This is a genomic window from Hominibacterium faecale (genome assembly GCF_020734085.1).
Taxonomy (GTDB): domain Bacteria; phylum Bacillota; class Clostridia; order Peptostreptococcales; family Anaerovoracaceae; genus Hominibacterium; species Hominibacterium faecale.
The window spans coordinates 325,022-343,633 of the sequence record NZ_JAJAGH010000008.1; the positions used below are offsets into that span (position 1 = coordinate 325,022).

At 47.8% G+C, this 18,612-nt stretch carries 14 protein-coding genes; 13 read left to right on the forward strand and 1 reads right to left on the reverse strand.

Annotation, left to right across the window (positions count from 1 at the left end; genetic code table 11):
* Positions 1-280: 280 nt before the first annotated feature.
* The 12 genes from LG211_RS12910 (at position 281) to LG211_RS12965 (ending at position 16,074) form a co-directional block, all read left to right on the forward strand.
* Positions 281-1,108, forward strand: coding sequence for a tyrosine-type recombinase/integrase (locus tag LG211_RS12910; protein ID WP_148398926.1), 828 nt, complete (start codon positions 281-283; stop codon positions 1,106-1,108).
* Between the two features lie 226 nt (positions 1,109-1,334).
* On the forward strand, positions 1,335-2,411 hold the full coding sequence (locus LG211_RS12915; protein WP_269477697.1) for a LuxR C-terminal-related transcriptional regulator: 1,077 nt from the start codon (positions 1,335-1,337) through the stop codon (positions 2,409-2,411).
* Between the two features lie 141 nt (positions 2,412-2,552).
* Positions 2,553-4,997, forward strand: coding sequence for a glycyl radical protein (locus LG211_RS12920; protein WP_269477698.1), 2,445 nt, complete (start codon positions 2,553-2,555; stop codon positions 4,995-4,997).
* A complete protein-coding gene (locus tag LG211_RS12925) occupies positions 4,969-5,910 on the forward strand; it encodes a glycyl-radical enzyme activating protein (protein WP_227755289.1) in 942 nt (313 codons plus the stop codon). Before LG211_RS12920 ends, LG211_RS12925 begins: the two co-directional genes overlap by 29 nt.
* 17 nt (positions 5,911-5,927) lie before the next feature.
* Positions 5,928-6,122, forward strand: a complete 195-nt coding sequence (locus LG211_RS12930) for a hypothetical protein (protein WP_148398931.1) — start codon at positions 5,928-5,930, stop codon at positions 6,120-6,122.
* Positions 6,123-6,556: 434 nt separating this feature from the next.
* Positions 6,557-7,717 (forward strand): iron-containing alcohol dehydrogenase, encoded by a 1,161-nt coding sequence (locus LG211_RS12935; protein ID WP_269477699.1) that lies wholly within the window; start codon positions 6,557-6,559, stop codon positions 7,715-7,717.
* Positions 7,718-7,749: 32 nt separating this feature from the next.
* Positions 7,750-8,388, forward strand: coding sequence for a DUF3156 family protein (locus LG211_RS12940; protein WP_269477700.1), 639 nt, complete (start codon positions 7,750-7,752; stop codon positions 8,386-8,388).
* Positions 8,385-9,176, forward strand: coding sequence for an SDR family NAD(P)-dependent oxidoreductase (locus LG211_RS12945; protein ID WP_148398937.1), 792 nt, complete (start codon positions 8,385-8,387; stop codon positions 9,174-9,176). The genes LG211_RS12940 and LG211_RS12945 overlap by 4 nt, the downstream gene beginning before the upstream one ends.
* A 74-nt stretch (positions 9,177-9,250) precedes the next feature.
* Positions 9,251-10,633, forward strand: a complete 1,383-nt coding sequence (locus tag LG211_RS12950; protein WP_227755287.1) for an APC family permease — start codon at positions 9,251-9,253, stop codon at positions 10,631-10,633.
* Between the two features lie 102 nt (positions 10,634-10,735).
* Entirely contained in the window at positions 10,736-13,612 is a 2,877-nt protein-coding gene (locus tag LG211_RS12955; RefSeq protein ID WP_269477701.1) for a molybdopterin-dependent oxidoreductase, read from the forward strand.
* A 4-nt stretch (positions 13,613-13,616) separates the two neighbouring features.
* Positions 13,617-15,908: a pyridine nucleotide-disulfide oxidoreductase/dicluster-binding protein gene (locus tag LG211_RS12960; RefSeq protein ID WP_253019771.1), complete on the forward strand. Its 2,292-nt coding sequence runs from the start codon at positions 13,617-13,619 to the stop codon at positions 15,906-15,908.
* Entirely contained in the window at positions 15,880-16,074 is a 195-nt protein-coding gene (locus tag LG211_RS12965; protein ID WP_269477702.1) for a DVU_1557 family redox protein, read from the forward strand. Before LG211_RS12960 ends, LG211_RS12965 begins: the two co-directional genes overlap by 29 nt.
* A gap of 36 nt (positions 16,075-16,110) precedes the next feature.
* Here LG211_RS12965 and LG211_RS12970 read toward each other — a convergent pair whose 3' ends face one another.
* Positions 16,111-17,400, reverse strand: coding sequence for a M28 family peptidase (locus LG211_RS12970; protein ID WP_269477703.1), 1,290 nt, complete (start codon positions 17,398-17,400; stop codon positions 16,111-16,113).
* A 343-nt stretch (positions 17,401-17,743) separates the two neighbouring features.
* Between LG211_RS12970 and LG211_RS12975 the strand changes: the two genes are divergently transcribed.
* Positions 17,744-18,493, forward strand: a complete 750-nt coding sequence (locus tag LG211_RS12975) for a LuxR C-terminal-related transcriptional regulator (protein WP_253019768.1) — start codon at positions 17,744-17,746, stop codon at positions 18,491-18,493.
* Positions 18,494-18,612 lie beyond the last annotated feature (119 nt).

Below are 18,612 nucleotides of genomic sequence, written 5' to 3' on the forward strand. Positions count from 1 at the left end.
GAAAAAAAGCAATTGATGTTTTAATATTAGAGCATGTAAAGGAGGAGGAACAGAAGAAATCCCCTGATCTTAAGCTTTGTCGATAAAATCAACGGGATTTATCACAAGCATCTGAAGTTTTTCCAAGAAGCGATGATGCTGATGGAGCAGTAGTCGCTTAGATGGTGAAAGCCAGCTATTTCAGGTAAAGTAGCTGGTTTTTAGTTGGCATAGTCTTTGCAAATAAAAATAAGGGTAAAACTTGTTTCATATAGCAATCATAGATAACTGGAGGTAGAACATGGAAAAGACAGAAGCAAAAAAACAATTGAAAGACTATGAGAAAGAGCTGAGGGTCAGCGAGCTGAGTGAACGAACCATAAAAAAATATCTCTTTGATATTCATCAATGGCTCGAAGCACAATCAAGCATGATTGACAATGACACCATGATACAATACAAGGGCATCCTTTCGGAAAAATATGCGGCCAGCAGCATCAATTCTAAATTAATATCCATTAATCGCTATTTAAAATGGCTCGGACATAGGGAACTGCAAGTAAAGACCAAAAGGATACAAACAGAAAGCAGTCTGGAACATACGATCAGCAAGAGCGACTATCTGAAAATGCTGGAATATGCCAAGGGAAAAAACAAAATGAAAATGTTTTGTATCATGAGAACGATTGCCCTGACGGGAATCAGGATAGGAGAATTGCAATATATAACCGTAGAGGCAGTCAGGGCTGGAAGCACGGAAGTCTATAACAAGGGAAAGTACCGGCGCATCTATTTGCCGGCAAGGCTTTGCAGCGAATTAAGCCGTTATTGTGAAGAGAAGGATATTGAAGCAGGATTTGTTTTTACCGGCAGAGATAAAACAAAGAGCATAACACCTTCCACGGTGTGGAGAAATTTAAAATATATCGGCATGCAGGCCGGCGTCCCGGAAAAGAACGTTTATCCCCACAGTTTTCGCCATTTATTTGCCAAAACCTATATGAGTGAAATCGGAGATATCACGGAGCTGTCGGATCTGCTGGGTCATAGCAGATTGGAAACAACCTGGATTTATACAAAAACCACATCAGAAGAAAAACGCAGCCGTCTGAATAAGATCAGCTTGTAATGCAACATAATACGACATTATATTGGAAATTTCAATCAAATCCGCCGGAAAAGCAGATTCTTTTAACACAGTAAGCTGTGTTTTTTTGTTTTTTGCAGACCAGATAAGCGTTTGGCGCCGCCGGCAGAAAAAGAAGTCCAATATAATGTCGTATAATATAGCAATAGCCGTTATTTCCAAGCAAAATCAGTTCTTGTCGTCATAGTAACGAGGTGTAAATCAGAGGATGAATAGCGAATGTCTGCAAATCAATGAGCTGCTGCTCACATTATATGGGACAAAAAATAAAGAAGAAGCATTTCGCAATACGCTGGACGTTTTGAGAAAAACCATTCCCTTTGATAAAGGGGATATTTATTTTTATGATGCTTCCAGCGAACAACCGAGAATCAATGTTTTCATCGCCGCCGGCTGGGAACAGGAAGAGCTGGATCAATATCTCAACGATTATTATCAGATCGATGATGTGCTTCCGCTTATTTCCAGCAAAAAACCGATCATGTTTCGCAGCTCCGATATCTTTTCATCAGAAGATCGTATGGAAAGCGCCTACTATTTAAAGGCGCTCAAGCCTTTAGGAATGGAATATTCCATTGAGGGCAGCATCTGCTGCGTGGGAAACATCATTGGCGGCATCGGACTGCATAGAGGAATTCAGCAGGGAGAATTCACCCTGGAAGACGTGGAACTGATGAAGCTGCTTTCGCCCCACCTGCGCAATGTGGCAACCGACTATGTGACTTCCATTGATGATCTTCCCCAGATCAAGTGTCTCAATTCAGGATTTTTCATCAGCTATGTTTTATGGGATGTCAACGGTTCCGTGGAATGGGAAGATTTGGAGAATGTGGAGATCGACAGCTCGAAAAAGGCAGCTGTACTGAACAGACTGTTTGCCCTTTGCCGACAATTAAACGGGAAAAACAGCATCACCCAGTCCATCTCAATCGAAGAGGGTGCCGGCGGCCGATCGGGCTCCATATCCAGAGATTATTTAGTCACGATCAATAAAGTTTTTTATAATTCCAAACAGCATTACTGCGCAGTGCTGATTGATTTCAGCAAGCTGGTAGATAATGCGTTCAATTCGATACAAGATACCATCAATTTGACCAAACGGGAGACGGAAATCATTCGCATGGCGATGAATGGCGCAGGTACTGCCGAGATAGCAAAAGCCTTTTATGTGGATGTTTCAACGGTAAAAAAACATTTGACCAACAGCTACCAAAAGATGGGAATAAAAGGCAAGCACCAGATTGTCAACTTCCTGCTGAGAGGCGGCAAAGATATTAATTTGTAAAAAATCCCCTGAAAAGCTCCACCTTCTTGAGAAGTTTTAAATTGGCAAATTCAATCGAAGGTAGGAAGTAATATTTTGAATTTTTCGTATAATGAACTTAGAAATCTATACTGTTTTCGATTGTTTGCGAAAGGAGGCAAGGTGCGGATAAATGAAAGCGCCGCACCCAAAGCTATGAAGGAAAAAACCACGATCCACAATGGATGGAATAAAGGCTCCACCCAGAGAGTCAACCGGCTGCGCGACCAGTATTGGAAGTGGAAACCAGAAGTAGATACAGAACGGGCCGTCGTTTATACAAAGACCTATCAGGAAATGGAGGCTTATGACGTCTGCTTAAAGCGAGCGCAGAGTCTGTATAACTACATGGCAGAAAAAACCGTGAAGATTTACCCGGATGAATTGATCATCGGAGCTTACGGCAAGCAGCCCCGCGCCGTTATCATTTCCCCGGAAATCTGCATGTCATGGGTGGAGGACGAGCTGGAGACCATGGCGACCAGAGAGCAGGATCCATATTTGATCTCCCAAGAGGATAAAGACATACTGCGAGAGATCATCCCCTATTGGAAGGGCAGAACCATGGAGGACTACTATATTGCCAATCTGACGCCGGAAGCGCGAAAGCTTGCTTTTGGAACCAACGTTGTTTTCGGCGAGAACAAATCCCAATCCGGGGGCGGCGAATATTTGGCAGGATACAGGGATATTGTCTTTAAAAAGGGCTTTCGGGGCATTAAAGCAGAAGCCATGGAAAAGCATGCCGCGCTGGATCAGGAAGACATTTCCACCCATGAAAAACGGAAGTTCTACGAATCCATCATGTTGATTTGCGATGCGGCAAAATTGCAGTCGGAAAGATATGCCAAAGAAGCAAGAAACCAAGCGGAGAACACGGACGATCCCAAGCGCGCGCAGGAACTGGTGAAAATCGCCCGGGCATGCGACCGTGTACCTTGGGAGCCTCCCCAAAATTTGCTGGAGGCCTTCCATGCCATCTGGTTTACCCAGCTGATGATCTGGTCCGAAGAAAATGCGACCGCATATTGTATTGAGCGGATCGACCAGCTGTTATACCCCTATTACAAAGCGGAAAAAGAGGCGGGAACGATCGACGATGTACATATGCAGGAGTTATTTGACTGCTTTTGGCTCAAGCTGGCGGAAATGATTTATTCCATCTCCGATGCCACATCAAAATTCTTTGCCGGCTATCAGCCTTATCACGGAGTCGCTGTCGGCGGCTGCAAGGAAGACGGATCCGATGCGGTGAATGAATTGTCCTACATGGTTTTGCAGGCCACGGCCAATACCCAGATGCATGCTCCTACTATCAATGTGCGGGTCAACAAAAATACCTGCAATGAATTTATGATGGCAATTGCAAGTCTGGTCGAACTGGGGACGGGCCAGCCGGCAATCTTCTTTGATGAGACTGCCTTTGAGATACTTAGAAGAAACGGAATCGAAGAAGGCGACTTATGGAATTGGGCGGTGGGCGGCTGCGTTGAGCCGCAGATACCCGGAAAAATGTCCATGTGGGCCGAAGGCGCCAGATTCAATTATTCCATGGCAGTGGAATGGACCATGTTCAACGGGCTCAGCAAGATCTTGGGCAGGGAGATCGGTTTGAAAACCGGAGATCCGAGGACCTTCAAAACCTACCAGGAGTTTGAAGGTGCGTGTCTGGCCCAACTGGGGCATATGATAAAGGCTGCCTGCCAGAGCGCCCAGGTCTGCGAAAGAGCCCACCGGCTGCGCATGCCTATCCCGGTCCGCTCCGCCTTAATGGAAGGCTGTATGGAAGAGGGGCTGGACGCCATGAACGGCGGCGGAAAATACAATATCGGACCGGGGATTGAATCCACCGGACTGACTGATATGGCCGATGCAATGGCTGCTGTCAAAAAGTTGGTGTACGATGACAAAAAAATTACCATGGGCAGACTGGCCGATGCATTGGAAGCCGATTTTGAAGGCTATGAAGATGTGAGACAGATGCTGATGAACGATGCTCCCAAATACGGAAACGATGATGATTATGTGGACCAAATTGCTGCAAAAGTATGCGAGGCTTCCTGCGACATGTGCGAATCCTATTACAGCATTCGCGGGACCAAATTCATGAACGGCGTGGTGCCGGTCATATCCAATGTACCCTGCGGAGAAGCGACATGGGCATTGCCGACGGGCAGAAAAGCGAAAACACCGTTATCCGACGGCATCTCCCCCTATCCGGGTAATGACCAGAATGGACCCAGCGCCGTTATTAAGTCCATCACCAAGCTGGACCATGTGAAAAACGGCGTCGGAACCCTGCTCAACATGAAACTCAGCCCGGAGCTGTTAAAGACGGACAAAGACAAACAGAACTTTATCCATCTGCTGAGAGCAGAAGGGGCCCTCGGCGGATACCACGTACAATTCAATGTGGTGGCAAAAGAGACCTTGCTGGACGCGCAGAAGCATCCTGAGCAGCATCGGGATTTGCTGGTCCGCATCGCGGGCTACAGCGCCTTTTTCGTAGAGCTGACTTCTCAGGCACAGGAAGCGATCATTGCCAGAACCGAACATTCCAACTGGTAAAGCATCTATGGAAAAAGCAACTGTTTTCGATATTCAAAGATTCAGCGTCCATGACGGACCGGGAATCCGAACAATCGTATTTTTCAAAGGCTGCCCCCTGAACTGTCAGTGGTGCGCCAATCCAGAGTCCCAGCGATTTGTGCCGGAGCTGTTCTTTTTCCCGGATAAATGTATCGGCTGCGGCAAGTGCACGGCCGTATGCCGGCAAAGATGCATCATAAAAGATGGTGACAGATGGGTGTTCGAAAGAGAGATCTGTATCGGCTGCCTGGCATGTGCGGAGGTCTGTAGTTCAAAGGCGAGAGCCGGCTCCGGCAGAGAGATGACCTGTAAAGAAATCATCGCGGAAGTGGATAAAGATCTGGTTTTCTATCAAATGTCGGGAGGCGGAGTGACCTTTTCCGGCGGAGAAGCACTGTGTTTTCCGGAGACCATTGCCAGGCTCGCCAGGCACTATCGGGATAAAGGGATTTCCACAGCTGCGGAAACCTGCGGACATGTTCCCTGGGAGAATTTTGAAAAGGTCCTTCCATATATGGATCTCCTTCTCTTTGATCTGAAATTGATGAATCGGGAGCTCCACAGAACTTATACAGGCGATACCAACGAGCTGATTCTAAGTAATTTGAAAAAGGTCTGCGCTCTCGTGGACACCATTGTTCGAATCCCCATCATACCCGCAGTCAACGACAGCAGTCAAGCAATTGAGGAATTTGGAAGGTTTTTAGCAGATATGAAAGAAGATTTAATCTCCGTCAACCTTTTGCCGTACCACAACTTTGGTGAGGCAAAATATGCCGCGCTGGGAAGGCCCTATTTATTAGAGGACTTAAAAGCGCCTTCGGAGGAACAAATGGAAAGGATCAAAAAACAACTGGAAGGTTATGGACTTAAGGTTCAAATAGGCGGTTAAGTAAGGCGGAAACAACCATGAATAGAAAAATTAGAGTCGCCCCGTACGGCTGCGGTAAGATGTCGATTCCGACGATGAAATATGTCTATGATCACGGAGCCGAAGTCGTATGCGCATTCAGCAAGACCGATCGGGTAGTGGGAAAGGATATCGGAGCATTGAAAGTGAATGCATCGGTAAGGTTTATGCACCTGCACCAATATGTCAAATAAAAAATTGTAAAAGAAAACCTGCTTCACGGGATGTCCGCGCAGCAGGTTTTCTTTTTAACCGTAACTAAATCCTTGTGGTGGCTGAGTTGATTTATCGCTTTCCTATCCATAAGATACATCCTTTCAAGGCTATTCTAATGGCTGGGCAAAAAAATGTATTCATACAAAAGAGGAATCCTGGCGAAAAAATAATAAATCAAAAGAACCGGAAATTTCCGCCCGGCTGTCAAAGAAGCCCTGATGCTGAGCCTATTGAACCATGCTGTCAGCAAGAAGGTCTACCAAAGTAGCAGCTCGATCTCCTAAAAATCCATCTTAATGGGAATTGCATCGGCCGGTAAAATCCACCTTTTGAATGTATGCAAAATTCTGAATATTTTCTAAAATAGAAACTGAACTTAAAACAAACCAGAAGCAAAAGGAGGAAAAAGAAAATGAAAAGCTTTGATTTTGAACTGCCGACAAAAATCCGATTTGGCGCCGGAATCACACAAGAAGTCGGACAAGAAGCGGTGGCAATGGGCGGCAGTAATATCCTGATTATCACGGATAAAGGAATCATGAAAGCGGGAATTGTCGATACGGTCGTTGCGGCCCTGCGCATTGCAGGACATGAATCCATCGCCATCTTCGACGATGTGGAACCCAATCCAAGAGATACCACCGTGCATCGGGCATATGAGCAGGCCAAAGCGCTCTCCGCGGATTTGCTGATTGCAATCGGAGGAGGCAGCTCCATCGATACGGCAAAAGGGGTGGGCGTGCTGCTGGAACACGGTGGTCAGATAAAGGACTATGAATTTGTGGATTCGGAAATGCTGAAAAAGCCCATCACGCCGCTGATCGCCATTCCCACTACGGCGGGCACGGGGAGCGAAGCCACCTGCTGGGCTGTCATTACGGATACGGAAAGGCATTTTAAAATGAGCGTGGGCGGCCATTTCGCGTTCCCCAAGCTTGCTCTGGTGGACCCGGATCTGATAGTAACTTTGCCGCCGGGCATCGTGGCTTCAACGGGTATGGATGCGCTGACCCATGCCATCGAAGGCTATACCTGTACGGTTAGCGAACCCATCTCGGATGCTTATGGGCTATATGCCATTGAACTGATCGCCAACAATCTGAGAGAGGCCACCTTTACCGATAAAAAAGAAGCAAAAGCCAATTTGCTTTTGGGCAGCCTGATGGCCGGTATCTGCTTTGGCAGCTCGAATGTGGCCGCTGTTCACTGTATGGCCGAGGCTCTGGGCGGGCTTTATGATACGCCCCATGGAATTGCCAATGCAATGCTGCTGCCGGTGGTGATGGAATTCAATTATGCCGCCGATTATGAAAAGTTTGCCAGGGTCGCCGCTGCCATGGGAGAAAAAGATGACCATTTGACCAAAGGCGGGCTGGCGTATAAAGCGGTGCTGGCTGTGAAGAAGCTGGGTGAAGACCTGGGTATTCCCAAAATGAAGGAAATCGGAGCCAAGGAAGAAGACTTTGAGCGTCTTGCTGTGGCATGTACAGAAAATATGGCTGCCGGGGATAACGTAAGGAAGATCCGATACAGCGATTTTCTTCAGCTCTATAAAAAAGCTTACGCCCTCTAGGAAAGGATGCAGCTATGTAAAGGAGAAACGTTGTGGGATTTGATAAAGGCGAAAAGAAGGCAATCATGCTCTTTGAAGATCATATAGAAGCGTTTTCCGAGCTTCTGGGTCCTTATAGGAAAAGGAAGGGAGAACGCGGAATCAGTTATTATTTTGAAAACTATTCCCAATACAGCTGGACAAAAATATCTTGCATGTCCAACAAAAAACTTCTGTCAAATACATACTTCATCGATTTCACATTTGTCATGGATGATCTTGATCTGGGAGCGGACTTTAAAGCGAAGCTCGTCTTTACGGGCGCCATTAAGATGACAGGTGTAAAGCTCAAGGCTGGCGGCGGCGATCAAAGAGTGGTTGAGGCACTCAGCGCAAATCGTCCCTTTATGGAAGAGCTGCTGAAATGCAGCAAGGAAGTGGATTTTTACAGTATGACCTTTGAATACAACGCCCATATAAGGCAGATGAAAGTTGTGATTACGCCTTATAACGGAGGCTACCTGTGGATAAAATTTCCGCCGGTCTTTTATCCCATGCGATTTTCCGGGGAAGAGATCTACCATCTCTGCCAGCTGCTGAATTTGTTAGGAAAAACATTTAGAGATGAAGAGATGAACCATGAGAAAACTGCTGATTCCAAAATGCAAAAAAAGATGGAGGCGCGATCATGAGTCCGATGAGTGAATGGATGAATAAGAACATCCTTATTACCGGCGCGACCGGAGGCGTTGGCCTTGCCGCAGCTAAACGATTCTTCCGGGCAGGAGCCAGTTTGTTTCTTACTGGGCGCAATCAAATAGCTCTCGATGAGATAAAAGGAGAACTGTTTAGAGAAAGCCAACGGGTTTGCTGCTTTGCGGGCGATCTAGCCGCTGCGGCTGGATGCCAGGCGATTGTGAACGCCTTTGCCCGGCAGATGGGCAGACTGGATGTGCTGATCAACTGCGCGGGCGTATATGTGGAAGGGGCGGCGGAAGAAACTACGGAAGAGATCTGGGATACGATCATTGATACCAACTTGAAGGGTTCCTTTTTCATGTGCCGCTATGGGATCCCGCTGCTGCGGGAATCCCGGGGAGCTATCGTTAATATCAGCTCGGACGCGGGGCTTATCGGCAATAAGGGAGCTGCGGTATATTGCGCTTCCAAAGGAGGGGTATCCCTCTTCACCAAGGCGTTGGCCCTGGAGCTGGCAGAAGCCGGGATAAGGGTAAATGCCGTATGTCCCGGCGTCATCGAAACCGCTATGATCCAAAAAAACTTCAAAAGGTCAGGCTTTGATAATCGGCAGGAATATGACCGTCAGACGCTAAAGCCTTATCCTCAAGGGAAAAAAGCCAGGTATATCCGGCCGGAGGAAGCGGCGGAGCTGATCTTTTTTCTGGCGTCGGAAGAAAAAGCGGCAGCAATAACAGGAGCGTGTATATCCATCGATATGGGAGTTACTGCAGGATATTGATCCAATCATAACAATTGAGGGATTGGGATGACAGCAAGCATAACTTATCATGATAAATAGAGAGGAGAATATAAATGACACAACATGCAAAGCAAGAAGTAACGCTGAAAGAGCATATGGGCTTTTGGGAGTCCTGGGGCTTTGTAATTGGAATCGTTGTCGCAAGCACGCCGATCGTATCGTTTTTGAATGCTTTCGGAACATTGGGGCCGGCCTTTACGCTGATGGCGGCTGCCCTGGGAATCGTGTGCATGATCATCGCCACGTCCTATTCGGAAGTGGCCACCAGCATACCCAGCGCAGGAATGATCGTCGATTACACCCTTCCTACCATGGGTCGGTCGATGGCTATATTCGGCGTATTAACCGGCTATTTTATTTTAATATGCACGGCCGGCGCCATGGAAACCTTCATCGCAGGGCAATGTTTGGAATTATTAGTACCCATCCCTTATAAGATCACCGCGCTGGTGTTAGTGGTCGTATTCCTGCTGATGAACTTATTTGGCATTGAGGTTCTGGGAAGATCCCAATTGCTGCTGGCCGTATCCATGATGGGGCTGCTGTTTGTGATGGGGCTGATGGGCCATTTTGAAATTGGCACCGTTTCTGAAAAGCTATCGGAAGCAGCGCCCTTTTTCCCGGAAGAGGGATTCAGCGCTATGATGCCATACTTTACAACGGCATTCTGGCTTTATATTGGAAATGAATATCTGTGCCCGATGGCGGAGGAAATCAAGGATCCGGGGAAAACGATCTACAAAGCGCAGTTCTTTGGAATCGTGGCCATCTTCGTCGTAGACTGCGTTTTCGGCCTTGCCGTCCTCAAGTATATCCCTATGGACGATCTGGCTGCCTCGGATTTACCGCAGATGTTAGCCGCGGAGACCATGTTCGGAACATGGGGAAGCGTGGCACTGATCATTGCCACCGTTTTAGCAGGCGGAAGCGCTGCCGAAGCCCACATGGCAGGACCTCCAAGAATGTTGTACGGTCTTGCAAGAGACGGGATGATGCCGAAAATTTTCGCATATCTCCACCCCAAATTCAGAACGCCGTGGGTTGCCATTTTCTTCGTATGCATCCTTCTGTGCATTCCATTGGTCGTACCCATCAGTATTGAAACCGTCAATTACTTTATTTCCATCGCTTGTGTGGGCTGGCTGGTTTCTTATGTCATGGTCCAGGTGGAATGTTTGATTCTGCGGAAAAAATATCCAAAGCTCCACAGACCGTTCAAGTCGCCCTTCATGCCGCTGCCGCAGATCATTGGCCTGGCGGCCTGTGTCTTTGTCATCTACTCATCAGGCTGGGATGCGGGTTCAAAATCATGCCTGTTCATGCTGGGCTTCTTCTTGTACGCGGTTCTTTGGGTAAAATTCAAGCTCAAGAAAAAATGCTTTGAACCGATTCCCCTTCAGGAAATGAAACATTTAAGAATCAAGTGGGACGAATAATACTTTTGTTGGAACGCTTGCTGTATCGGGGGATTATGATCACAGACAAATAAGATAAAGGAGAGTATGGCGCGTTGATCAAGACGCGCCATAAAAGAAGATATGAAACTTTCAAAAAAAACACTTACAATAAATGGCGCGGACAGGACCTTTGTCTGCGATCCGGATCAGGACACGCTGGCATCTGTACTCAGGAGACTGGGGCTGACCGGAACAAAAGTCGGATGCGGAACCGGCGTATGCGGAGCATGCTCCGTTGTTCTTGATGATAAAGTGGTGAGATCCTGCACCAGAAAAATAAAAGGGATCAAGGATTTCAGCAAAGTGGTCACCATTGAGGGGATCGGGAATCCAATGAACCCGCATCCGCTGCAATACGCATTCGTACATACGGCAGCAATCCAGTGCGGTTTCTGCTCGCCGGGTTTCATCATGTCGGCTTATCAGCTGCTCAAAGAAAACCAGGCGCCTTCCAGGGAAGAAGTGCGGGATTGGTTCCAAAAGCATCGTAATATTTGCAGGTGCACCGGGTACAAGCAGATTGTCGATGGGGTCATGGAAGCGGCCGCTATCCTGCGGGGAGAAAAGACCCTGGAAGATATCCGCTTTAAGTGGGAAAAGGAAACGGATCTTTACGGCAAGCCGCTGATAAGGCCCAATGCTTTGGCAAAGGCATGCGGTGTCTGTGATTTCGGTGATGATGTGGCTTTGAAGATGCCGGAGGAAACGCTGCAGGCGGTTTTGGTCATGCCAAGAGTGACGAGCCATGCCAACATCATCCGCATCGATACATCCGAAGCAGAAAAGGCGCCGGGAGTGGTGCAGATTATAACGGCCAAAGATGTCCAGAAAGCGGGATGCAAGAATGCACTCATGGCTTATACGTTTTCGCCCAGAACCTTGCCCTACGATCAGGTTCACAAGCTCATACAAGATGAAAAAATCATAAGCTGGGGCAATGTGATTGCCATCGCGGTGGCGGACACGAAAGCCCGAGCCCAAGAAGCGGCGGAACTGGTGAAGATGGAATACGAGCAATTACCGGAGTATATGAACTATCTGGAAGCCGTGCTGCCGGATGCCATGGAAATCCATCCTGGTATGCCCAATATTTACTGCCAGCATCCTCTTCGCAAGGGCGCCGCAGACGATGTTCCGAAGCTGATCGAGGAAGCGGCCTTTTCGGTAGAAGGCAGCTTTTATTCGTCGAGGGAGCCCCACCTTTCCATTGAAGGGGATACGGTTCAGTCCTACTATGATGAGGATGGACTGCTGACCGTTCAGTGCAAGAGCATGACCAACTATTTTGACCGGGATGATATTGCAGAAGCTTTGGGAGAAGAGATCGAAAACATAAGGGTTGTTGAAAATCCCACGGGCGGATCCTTCGGCTGGGCCATGAACGCAGGTTCCTATGCCCTCTGTGCAATGGCTGCTAAGCTGACCAGGATGCCGGTGGCCCTCCACATTGATTACGCCCAGTTTATAGCTCTCTCAGGAAAGCGTTCCCCGGCCTATATGAACGGCCGCCTGGCGTGTGATGCGGAAGGGAAGATCCTCGCCGGAGAATTTGACGCGGGCATGGATCACGGCGCGTATCATGAAATGGGTGACGATAAGATTATCCGTATGCTGCGGTTCATCTTTTACCCCTACTATGTGCCCAATGCCTTGGGACTGTCGAGAGTCGCCATAACCAATCACGCCTTTGGGACCGCGTACAGAGGATACGGCGCGCCCCAGGCCTTCACATGCGGGGAGGCCCTCATCGATATGCTGGCAGAAAAGGCAGGCATGGATCCATTTGAATTCCGTTATAAGAATATCGCAAGGCCCGGACAGGACAACATCAACCAGGTGCCCTTCCTAGAATACCCCATGGAAGCAATGATGGATAAGATGAAGCCCATGTATGAGGAGGCCAAGAAAAAAGCAGAGGAATTTAATGCAGCCACGGATGGTTCTGTGCGCAAAGGCGTGGGCCTTGCCTGGGGAGGATACACTGTAGGTCTGGGAGCAGTCGATGAAGCCAGCGTGGCTATCGAGCTGAGGCCCGACGGCAAGTTCACCAAATACGATACCTGGCAGGATCAGGGGCAGGGCGGGGATGCCGGTTCCCTGATCCATACCCTTCAGGCATTGAGACAGTACTTCCCCCAGGTCACGCCTGAGGATATACGCTTAGTACAGGCCGATACCAAGCTTTGTCCCAACACCGGCGAATCGGCGGGTTCCAGATCCCATTTCGCCAACGGAAAGGCTACCATATTGGCGGCAAAGAATCTTACGGACGCAATGCGAAAGGAAGACGGCACTTATCGAACCTATGATGAAATGGCAGCGGAGGGGATCCCGACCAAATACAACGGCGACTGGACAGCAGCCAGCGAATGGGATGACCTGGTGGAGATCGAGCCCAATGAAGGAATGGGCAATCCTGCCTATGCGTATATTTACACCTTATTCCTGGCAGAGGCAGCGGTAGATATGCGTACAGGAAAGACGACGGTGGAAGGGTTCCGATGCGTCGATGAAGTGGGTAAGGTTGGCAATGTACAGTCCCTTGACGGACAGGCCTACGGCGGAATTTCACATTCCATCGGATTCGCCCTTTCCGAAGACTATGAGGATGTCAGAAAGCATACCAATATGCTGGCGGCCGGCGTTCCCACCATTAAGGATATCCCCGACGATATGACGCTGATCCATATGAACGGTGAAAACGCCAGAGGTCCCTGGGGCTCCTCCGGCTGCTCGGAAGGCTTTCAGTCAGGAAATCATGTGGCTGTTTTGAATGCCATCAATCATGCCTGCGGCGTGAGGATCCATGAGCTTCCCGCCACGCCTGAAAAGGTTAAGGCCGGGATAGAGGCCCTTGCTAAAGGGGAGCCAAATCCAAACGTTCCTGAAACATATTTTTTGGGCTCCGACTTTTATGATGAACTGGAAGCAATCAAGGAAAAGCCCATGAGCTTGTAGGTCGATGGATACCTATTATAAACAATTTGAAAACTGTCTGCAGAGGGAAGAGGCCGGCTGTGTCAACGCATGTCCATTTCATTTGGATGTGCTGGATTTCCAGGATAAAATCGTGCGGCATAAATACGACAGGGCTTATAAAACTTACAGAAATGCCGTACTGTTTCCGGAAATCGTCGCCAGGCTCTGTCCTGAGTACTGCAGCCTGGCCTGCCCGAGAAAGGACCTGGACGGCGCGGTCAAGCTGCGGCTGCTGGAGGAGGCTTGCGTGGGCAGAGCGAAAAAGAAAAAGCCGCCCAAATACAACTTGCCTCCCAAATCCGGCAGGATCGGCATAATCGGCGCAGGAATCAGTGGTCTTGCGTGCGCGGTCAAGCTGCTGGAAAAGGCATATACGGTCATCATCTTTGAAAAAGAGCAGCAGATCGGAGGACAGCTGAAGATGCTGCTTCCTGAAGAATTATATCTGCAGGAGATCAAGCGCCAGCTGGATAAGGAGTACGATCAAGTAAAAACCGGAATGGAAATTCATGACCTGGATGAGCTCAAGTCCTATTCCTTTGATTGCATCTATGCGGCGACCGGAGAAGGCGGCAGACATTTTGATACGTTAAAAGAAACGGCCCATTGTTCTTTGAAGGACGGTATGGTGGTATTGGGCGGCGGTGCTCTCAACGGCAAGGAGGTTGTTGCTTCCATTGCCGATGGTATTGATGCCGCCGCTGCCATCGATGTTTTTATCAAGGCGGGAAAGCTGGATTATTACAAGAAGAGAGAGCCAACCAAGGTGAGGCCCGATCTCAAAGGGGTTGAGCCGCAAGAACCGATTGTGCCTGCCAGCGGCGGAATGCTGACCGAAGAGGAAACGGAATTGGAAGCAAGCAGGTGCATCCGGTGCCAGTGCGATGTTTGCCGTAAGCAGTGCGATTTGGTAAATTTCTATGATAAATGGCCTCTGGCTATGCGTGAAGAGATCGCGACCACAGCCATGCCCGGAGAATCCATGATCCACAAGGCTCCCGCGCTGCGTCTGGTCAATACCTGCACCCAATGCGGAGTCATGGGAGACGAATGTCCGGCGCAGATTGAGCTGGGAAAAATGATCTTAAAAGCCAGGAAATCGCTGCACAGGCAGAAGAAGATGCCGCCGGCTTATCATGGGTTCTGGCTGGATGATATGGAGCACGCCGGCAGCAGCGTGTCGAAGATTTGCAGACATGCTCCGGGAACGGACGTTTCTGAATACGCTTTTTTTCCGGGCTGCAACTTAGGTGCAGCCGATCCCAGATATGTTGAGCAGACTTACGGCTGGCTTTTGAAGCAGTTTAAAAACATGGGACTGCTCATAAGATGCTGCGGGATCCACGCTTCCTGGGCGGGCGATGAAGAGCTGCAGAGAAAACAGCAGCAAAGCTTGAAGAGGGATTGGGAACAACTGGGGCGACCCAAATTGATTGCGGCCTGTCCCTCCTGTATCCGTTATTTCAAGGAATCTCTTCCTGAAATAACGGTGATATCCCTCTATGAACTGATGGAATGCAGCGGAAAATGGCCGATACGGGATTTAAGTCCGGAAATCGGCAGCACGGTTTTTTCCATCTTCGATCCCTGTTCTGCGAGACACAATCCGCATATGAAAGAATCGATCAGATCCCTTTTAGAAAAGACGGGGATCAAGGCAGAGGAGCTTTCGCCTGATGGCGCTTACGGCTGCTGCGGCTTCGGCGGGGATGGGGCTGTAGCCAATCCGGAGTTTACTAAATTTGTTGGGGCCCAAAGAAGCCGATTAAATGAAAAACCGTATCTTACCTATTGCATCAATTGCCGGGACGTATTTCTTGATGAGAGAAAGCCGGTAATCCATGTGCTGGATCTCCTGTTTTCGATCAATGGGTTTGATGCAGTCAGTCCTGATTATACGACAAGGCGCAGCAACCGGGCCTTTCTGAAAGAAACCTTGCTGGACCGGCTGTGGAAGGAAAAGGGGGCCTGCCATGGGAAAAAATATGATTTTGAGATTGAGATCGATGGGGAAATCAGCAAGAAGCTCCAATCCCTCAGGCTGGTGGAAGAAGATGTTCGGCAGGTTATTAAGGAAAGCAGAAAAACGGGGAGACGGATTTATGATGAAAGAAGCCGTACCTATGTTTGTTATGCCAAGCTGAACTATATTACCTGCTGGATCAGGTATGAACTGGCGGGCGAAGTTTATGTTATTAAAGATGTATATACCCACAGGATGGAAATTGAACTGGAGGCGGTTTGGAATGGAAGAAAAGTCAAGCCTGATCTGTGATGCTTGTCAGGCGAGACTGGAAGAGGCTCAGGTACAATTTCGCTATCTGGGCAAGTCCTTCTGGTACAAGGCGCCCAGGTGCCCGGTATGCGGACAGGTGTATTTATCGGCGGAATTGGTGACAGGCAGAATGGCAGATGTGGAAAGACAATTGGAAGATAAGTAATATGATTTTTGAACGAGGCCTTGTTTGAACATTCGCTCAAACAAGACCGAACAGCCCCCATCCGTACATTTTACTAGTTTCCTTCAATGCTTCGGCCAGCTCCGGCGGGAAACCGTGTTCGATTTTATCTTCACCGACTGCCCAATCAATAACAGCCTTCGAGAATATGAACGGGCTGTTGAATCCGGCTGCGGAGACGAGATCCATCGTGTCGTATTTTGTATGGCAGCCGCAGCCGACTCCTGCGAAGAGCGTGATATGGGCAATTTCCTTAGCTGCAAAATTAAGAGCATCTACTACTGCGGGTTCCATGACGATCGGCCAGTCAAGATCAAGTGAACGGGTGATTTCATTGAGCTTGGCTTCGATTTTGGGTGTGCATCCGCCTACTGCCGAATAGTTGCTCAGAACGCTGCCGATGCCGTCAAAATTAAGGACAAAGCTAATGTTATCAAAGATATGGGGATGGTCCAGCAAATAGAATTTGCTTCCGTGAATTCCGCATTCGTGACCGGACCAGGCGATGAACCTGATGGTCCTGTCCGGCTGTATTCCCTTATTTTCCAATTCCTGATAGTATCTTGCAAGCTCCATCACTACGGCTACGCCTGTAGCATCATCAACAGCACCTGTGCTTCCGACTGTGGAATCAAGGTGGGCGCATACGACAACGCTCTGCTCCGGATATTTGCTTCCTTCAATGATACCAAGTGTGTTTCTGCTCTTTTTCAGGCTGACGTTGAACTGTATGTCGAGGAATACTTCGCTGACGTTATTTAATACGATTTCTTTGGCAGTGCTTGAGTGTATCACCGCGGTAGGAATCGTGTAATCCTCATCCATGGTTTCAAAATTGGCATAGACATACGGAACATCCCAATGTCCTTCGCCGGACGTATAGATGACTGCAGCGACATCAAATTCTTTCAGCCGTTTATACATCTTGATGTCAGGATAGACCATATACGCATCTCTGCAGATCAGGACGGCTTTGCCTTTGACATCACCGGACCTGAGATTCGCAACGCTTCCATCCTCCACATATACGAGGGGCAGGGTCACACCTCCCGGTTTGGTCGATCTTGAAAACAGGGCAGGTGTATGATTTAAGCTGACCCAATCGCCCTTTTCCCTGACCTTGAGCTGGGATTTCAAGATTTCGCAAACCGGTACGTCGAATTCATGTGTTTCCGTTTTGATGCCGTACTTTTTATAATAATCCAGTATGTAGTCACTGCCTTTGATAACGGACTCGGTACCTGCAACTCGTATGCCGCATTCCTCTACAAAATATTTTGTGTGCTCATAAGCTCTCTCATTCATCATCTTAAGGTTACCTTTCCTTTCTGCTGATCTATTTTGCATGTTGGTAAAGAGCATCCTCCGCCGCATCATCGAGGCCAGCAGTGGATTTTGTTCTGATGAGATCCTGCAGTTTAAGTATCATCTCGTCGAAGCATCTGTCAAGAACTACTCCTAATTGTTTATTCAAAAGATACTCCTTGCTTTCGTATATTAAAAATATTATCATAGAAAAAATGGATTTTAAATTGTCTTTATTCTGTATATTCATCATATAAAAGTATTACTTTGGAAGAATATTATTGTACTGCCGTACTACTTTTACGGTACAGTAGTTTGTTTTACAAAGGAGAAAGGAACGGTAATCATGCCTAATTTCAAGAACAACGAGGTGCAGACGTTGAGCAATATACTGCTTGACATGTATGGTGCTGCAGAGCTTGAAGAATTGATGGATCTGTTCTTGTCGGATATAAGGGCATTGATACCATATGACCAGAGCTGCTTTCAGGTGCTTGAACTGGGGCAACAAAAACCGGATGAAGTGAATGTGAAAATGTCTGTATATGAAAATGTTCAGGAAAAATACAGGCGCCTCTTTGAGGATTTTGGATCGGACCAGGGCCATTTGAAGAATTTGCTGGCATGCAAAGATTCGATTGTTTACCTGGAATCGGACTTGATTGACAAGGATATCAGGAAAGACATCGAGTTTTATAAAAAATATTATAAACCGCAGAATCTGGAATATGCAGCGGGTATCGTTTTGATAAAAGAAGGACAGAGCCTGGGAGTGATCAGCTTTTTCAGGAGCGAGCAGTGGGGTGATTTCAATGAAAAGGAAGTATTTATACTTGATGTTTTGAAATCACACATTGCCAATGCAGTAATTGATCACATGAACATGAGGAAAAGTGAAGCCTCTCTGGGTGATCAAATACTGACAAGCAGGGAGCGCGAGATCACTGAGCTGATTGTCAAGGGCTGTACGAACGAAGAAATAGCAAAGATGCTTTTTATATCTGTATCCACGACCAAAAAGCATATATACAATATTTTTTACAAATACGGCGTGCATAACAGAGTTGCCTTGATCAAAAAATTGCATGCTAAGTAGAACTCCGGTTTACCAAATATTCAAAAAGTTCTAATTTTATTCTCGTTTTTAAGACTGCAGGACAATATAATAATTCCTCGTAAAGATATATACTTCAACTAACAATTGCGAAGTATATA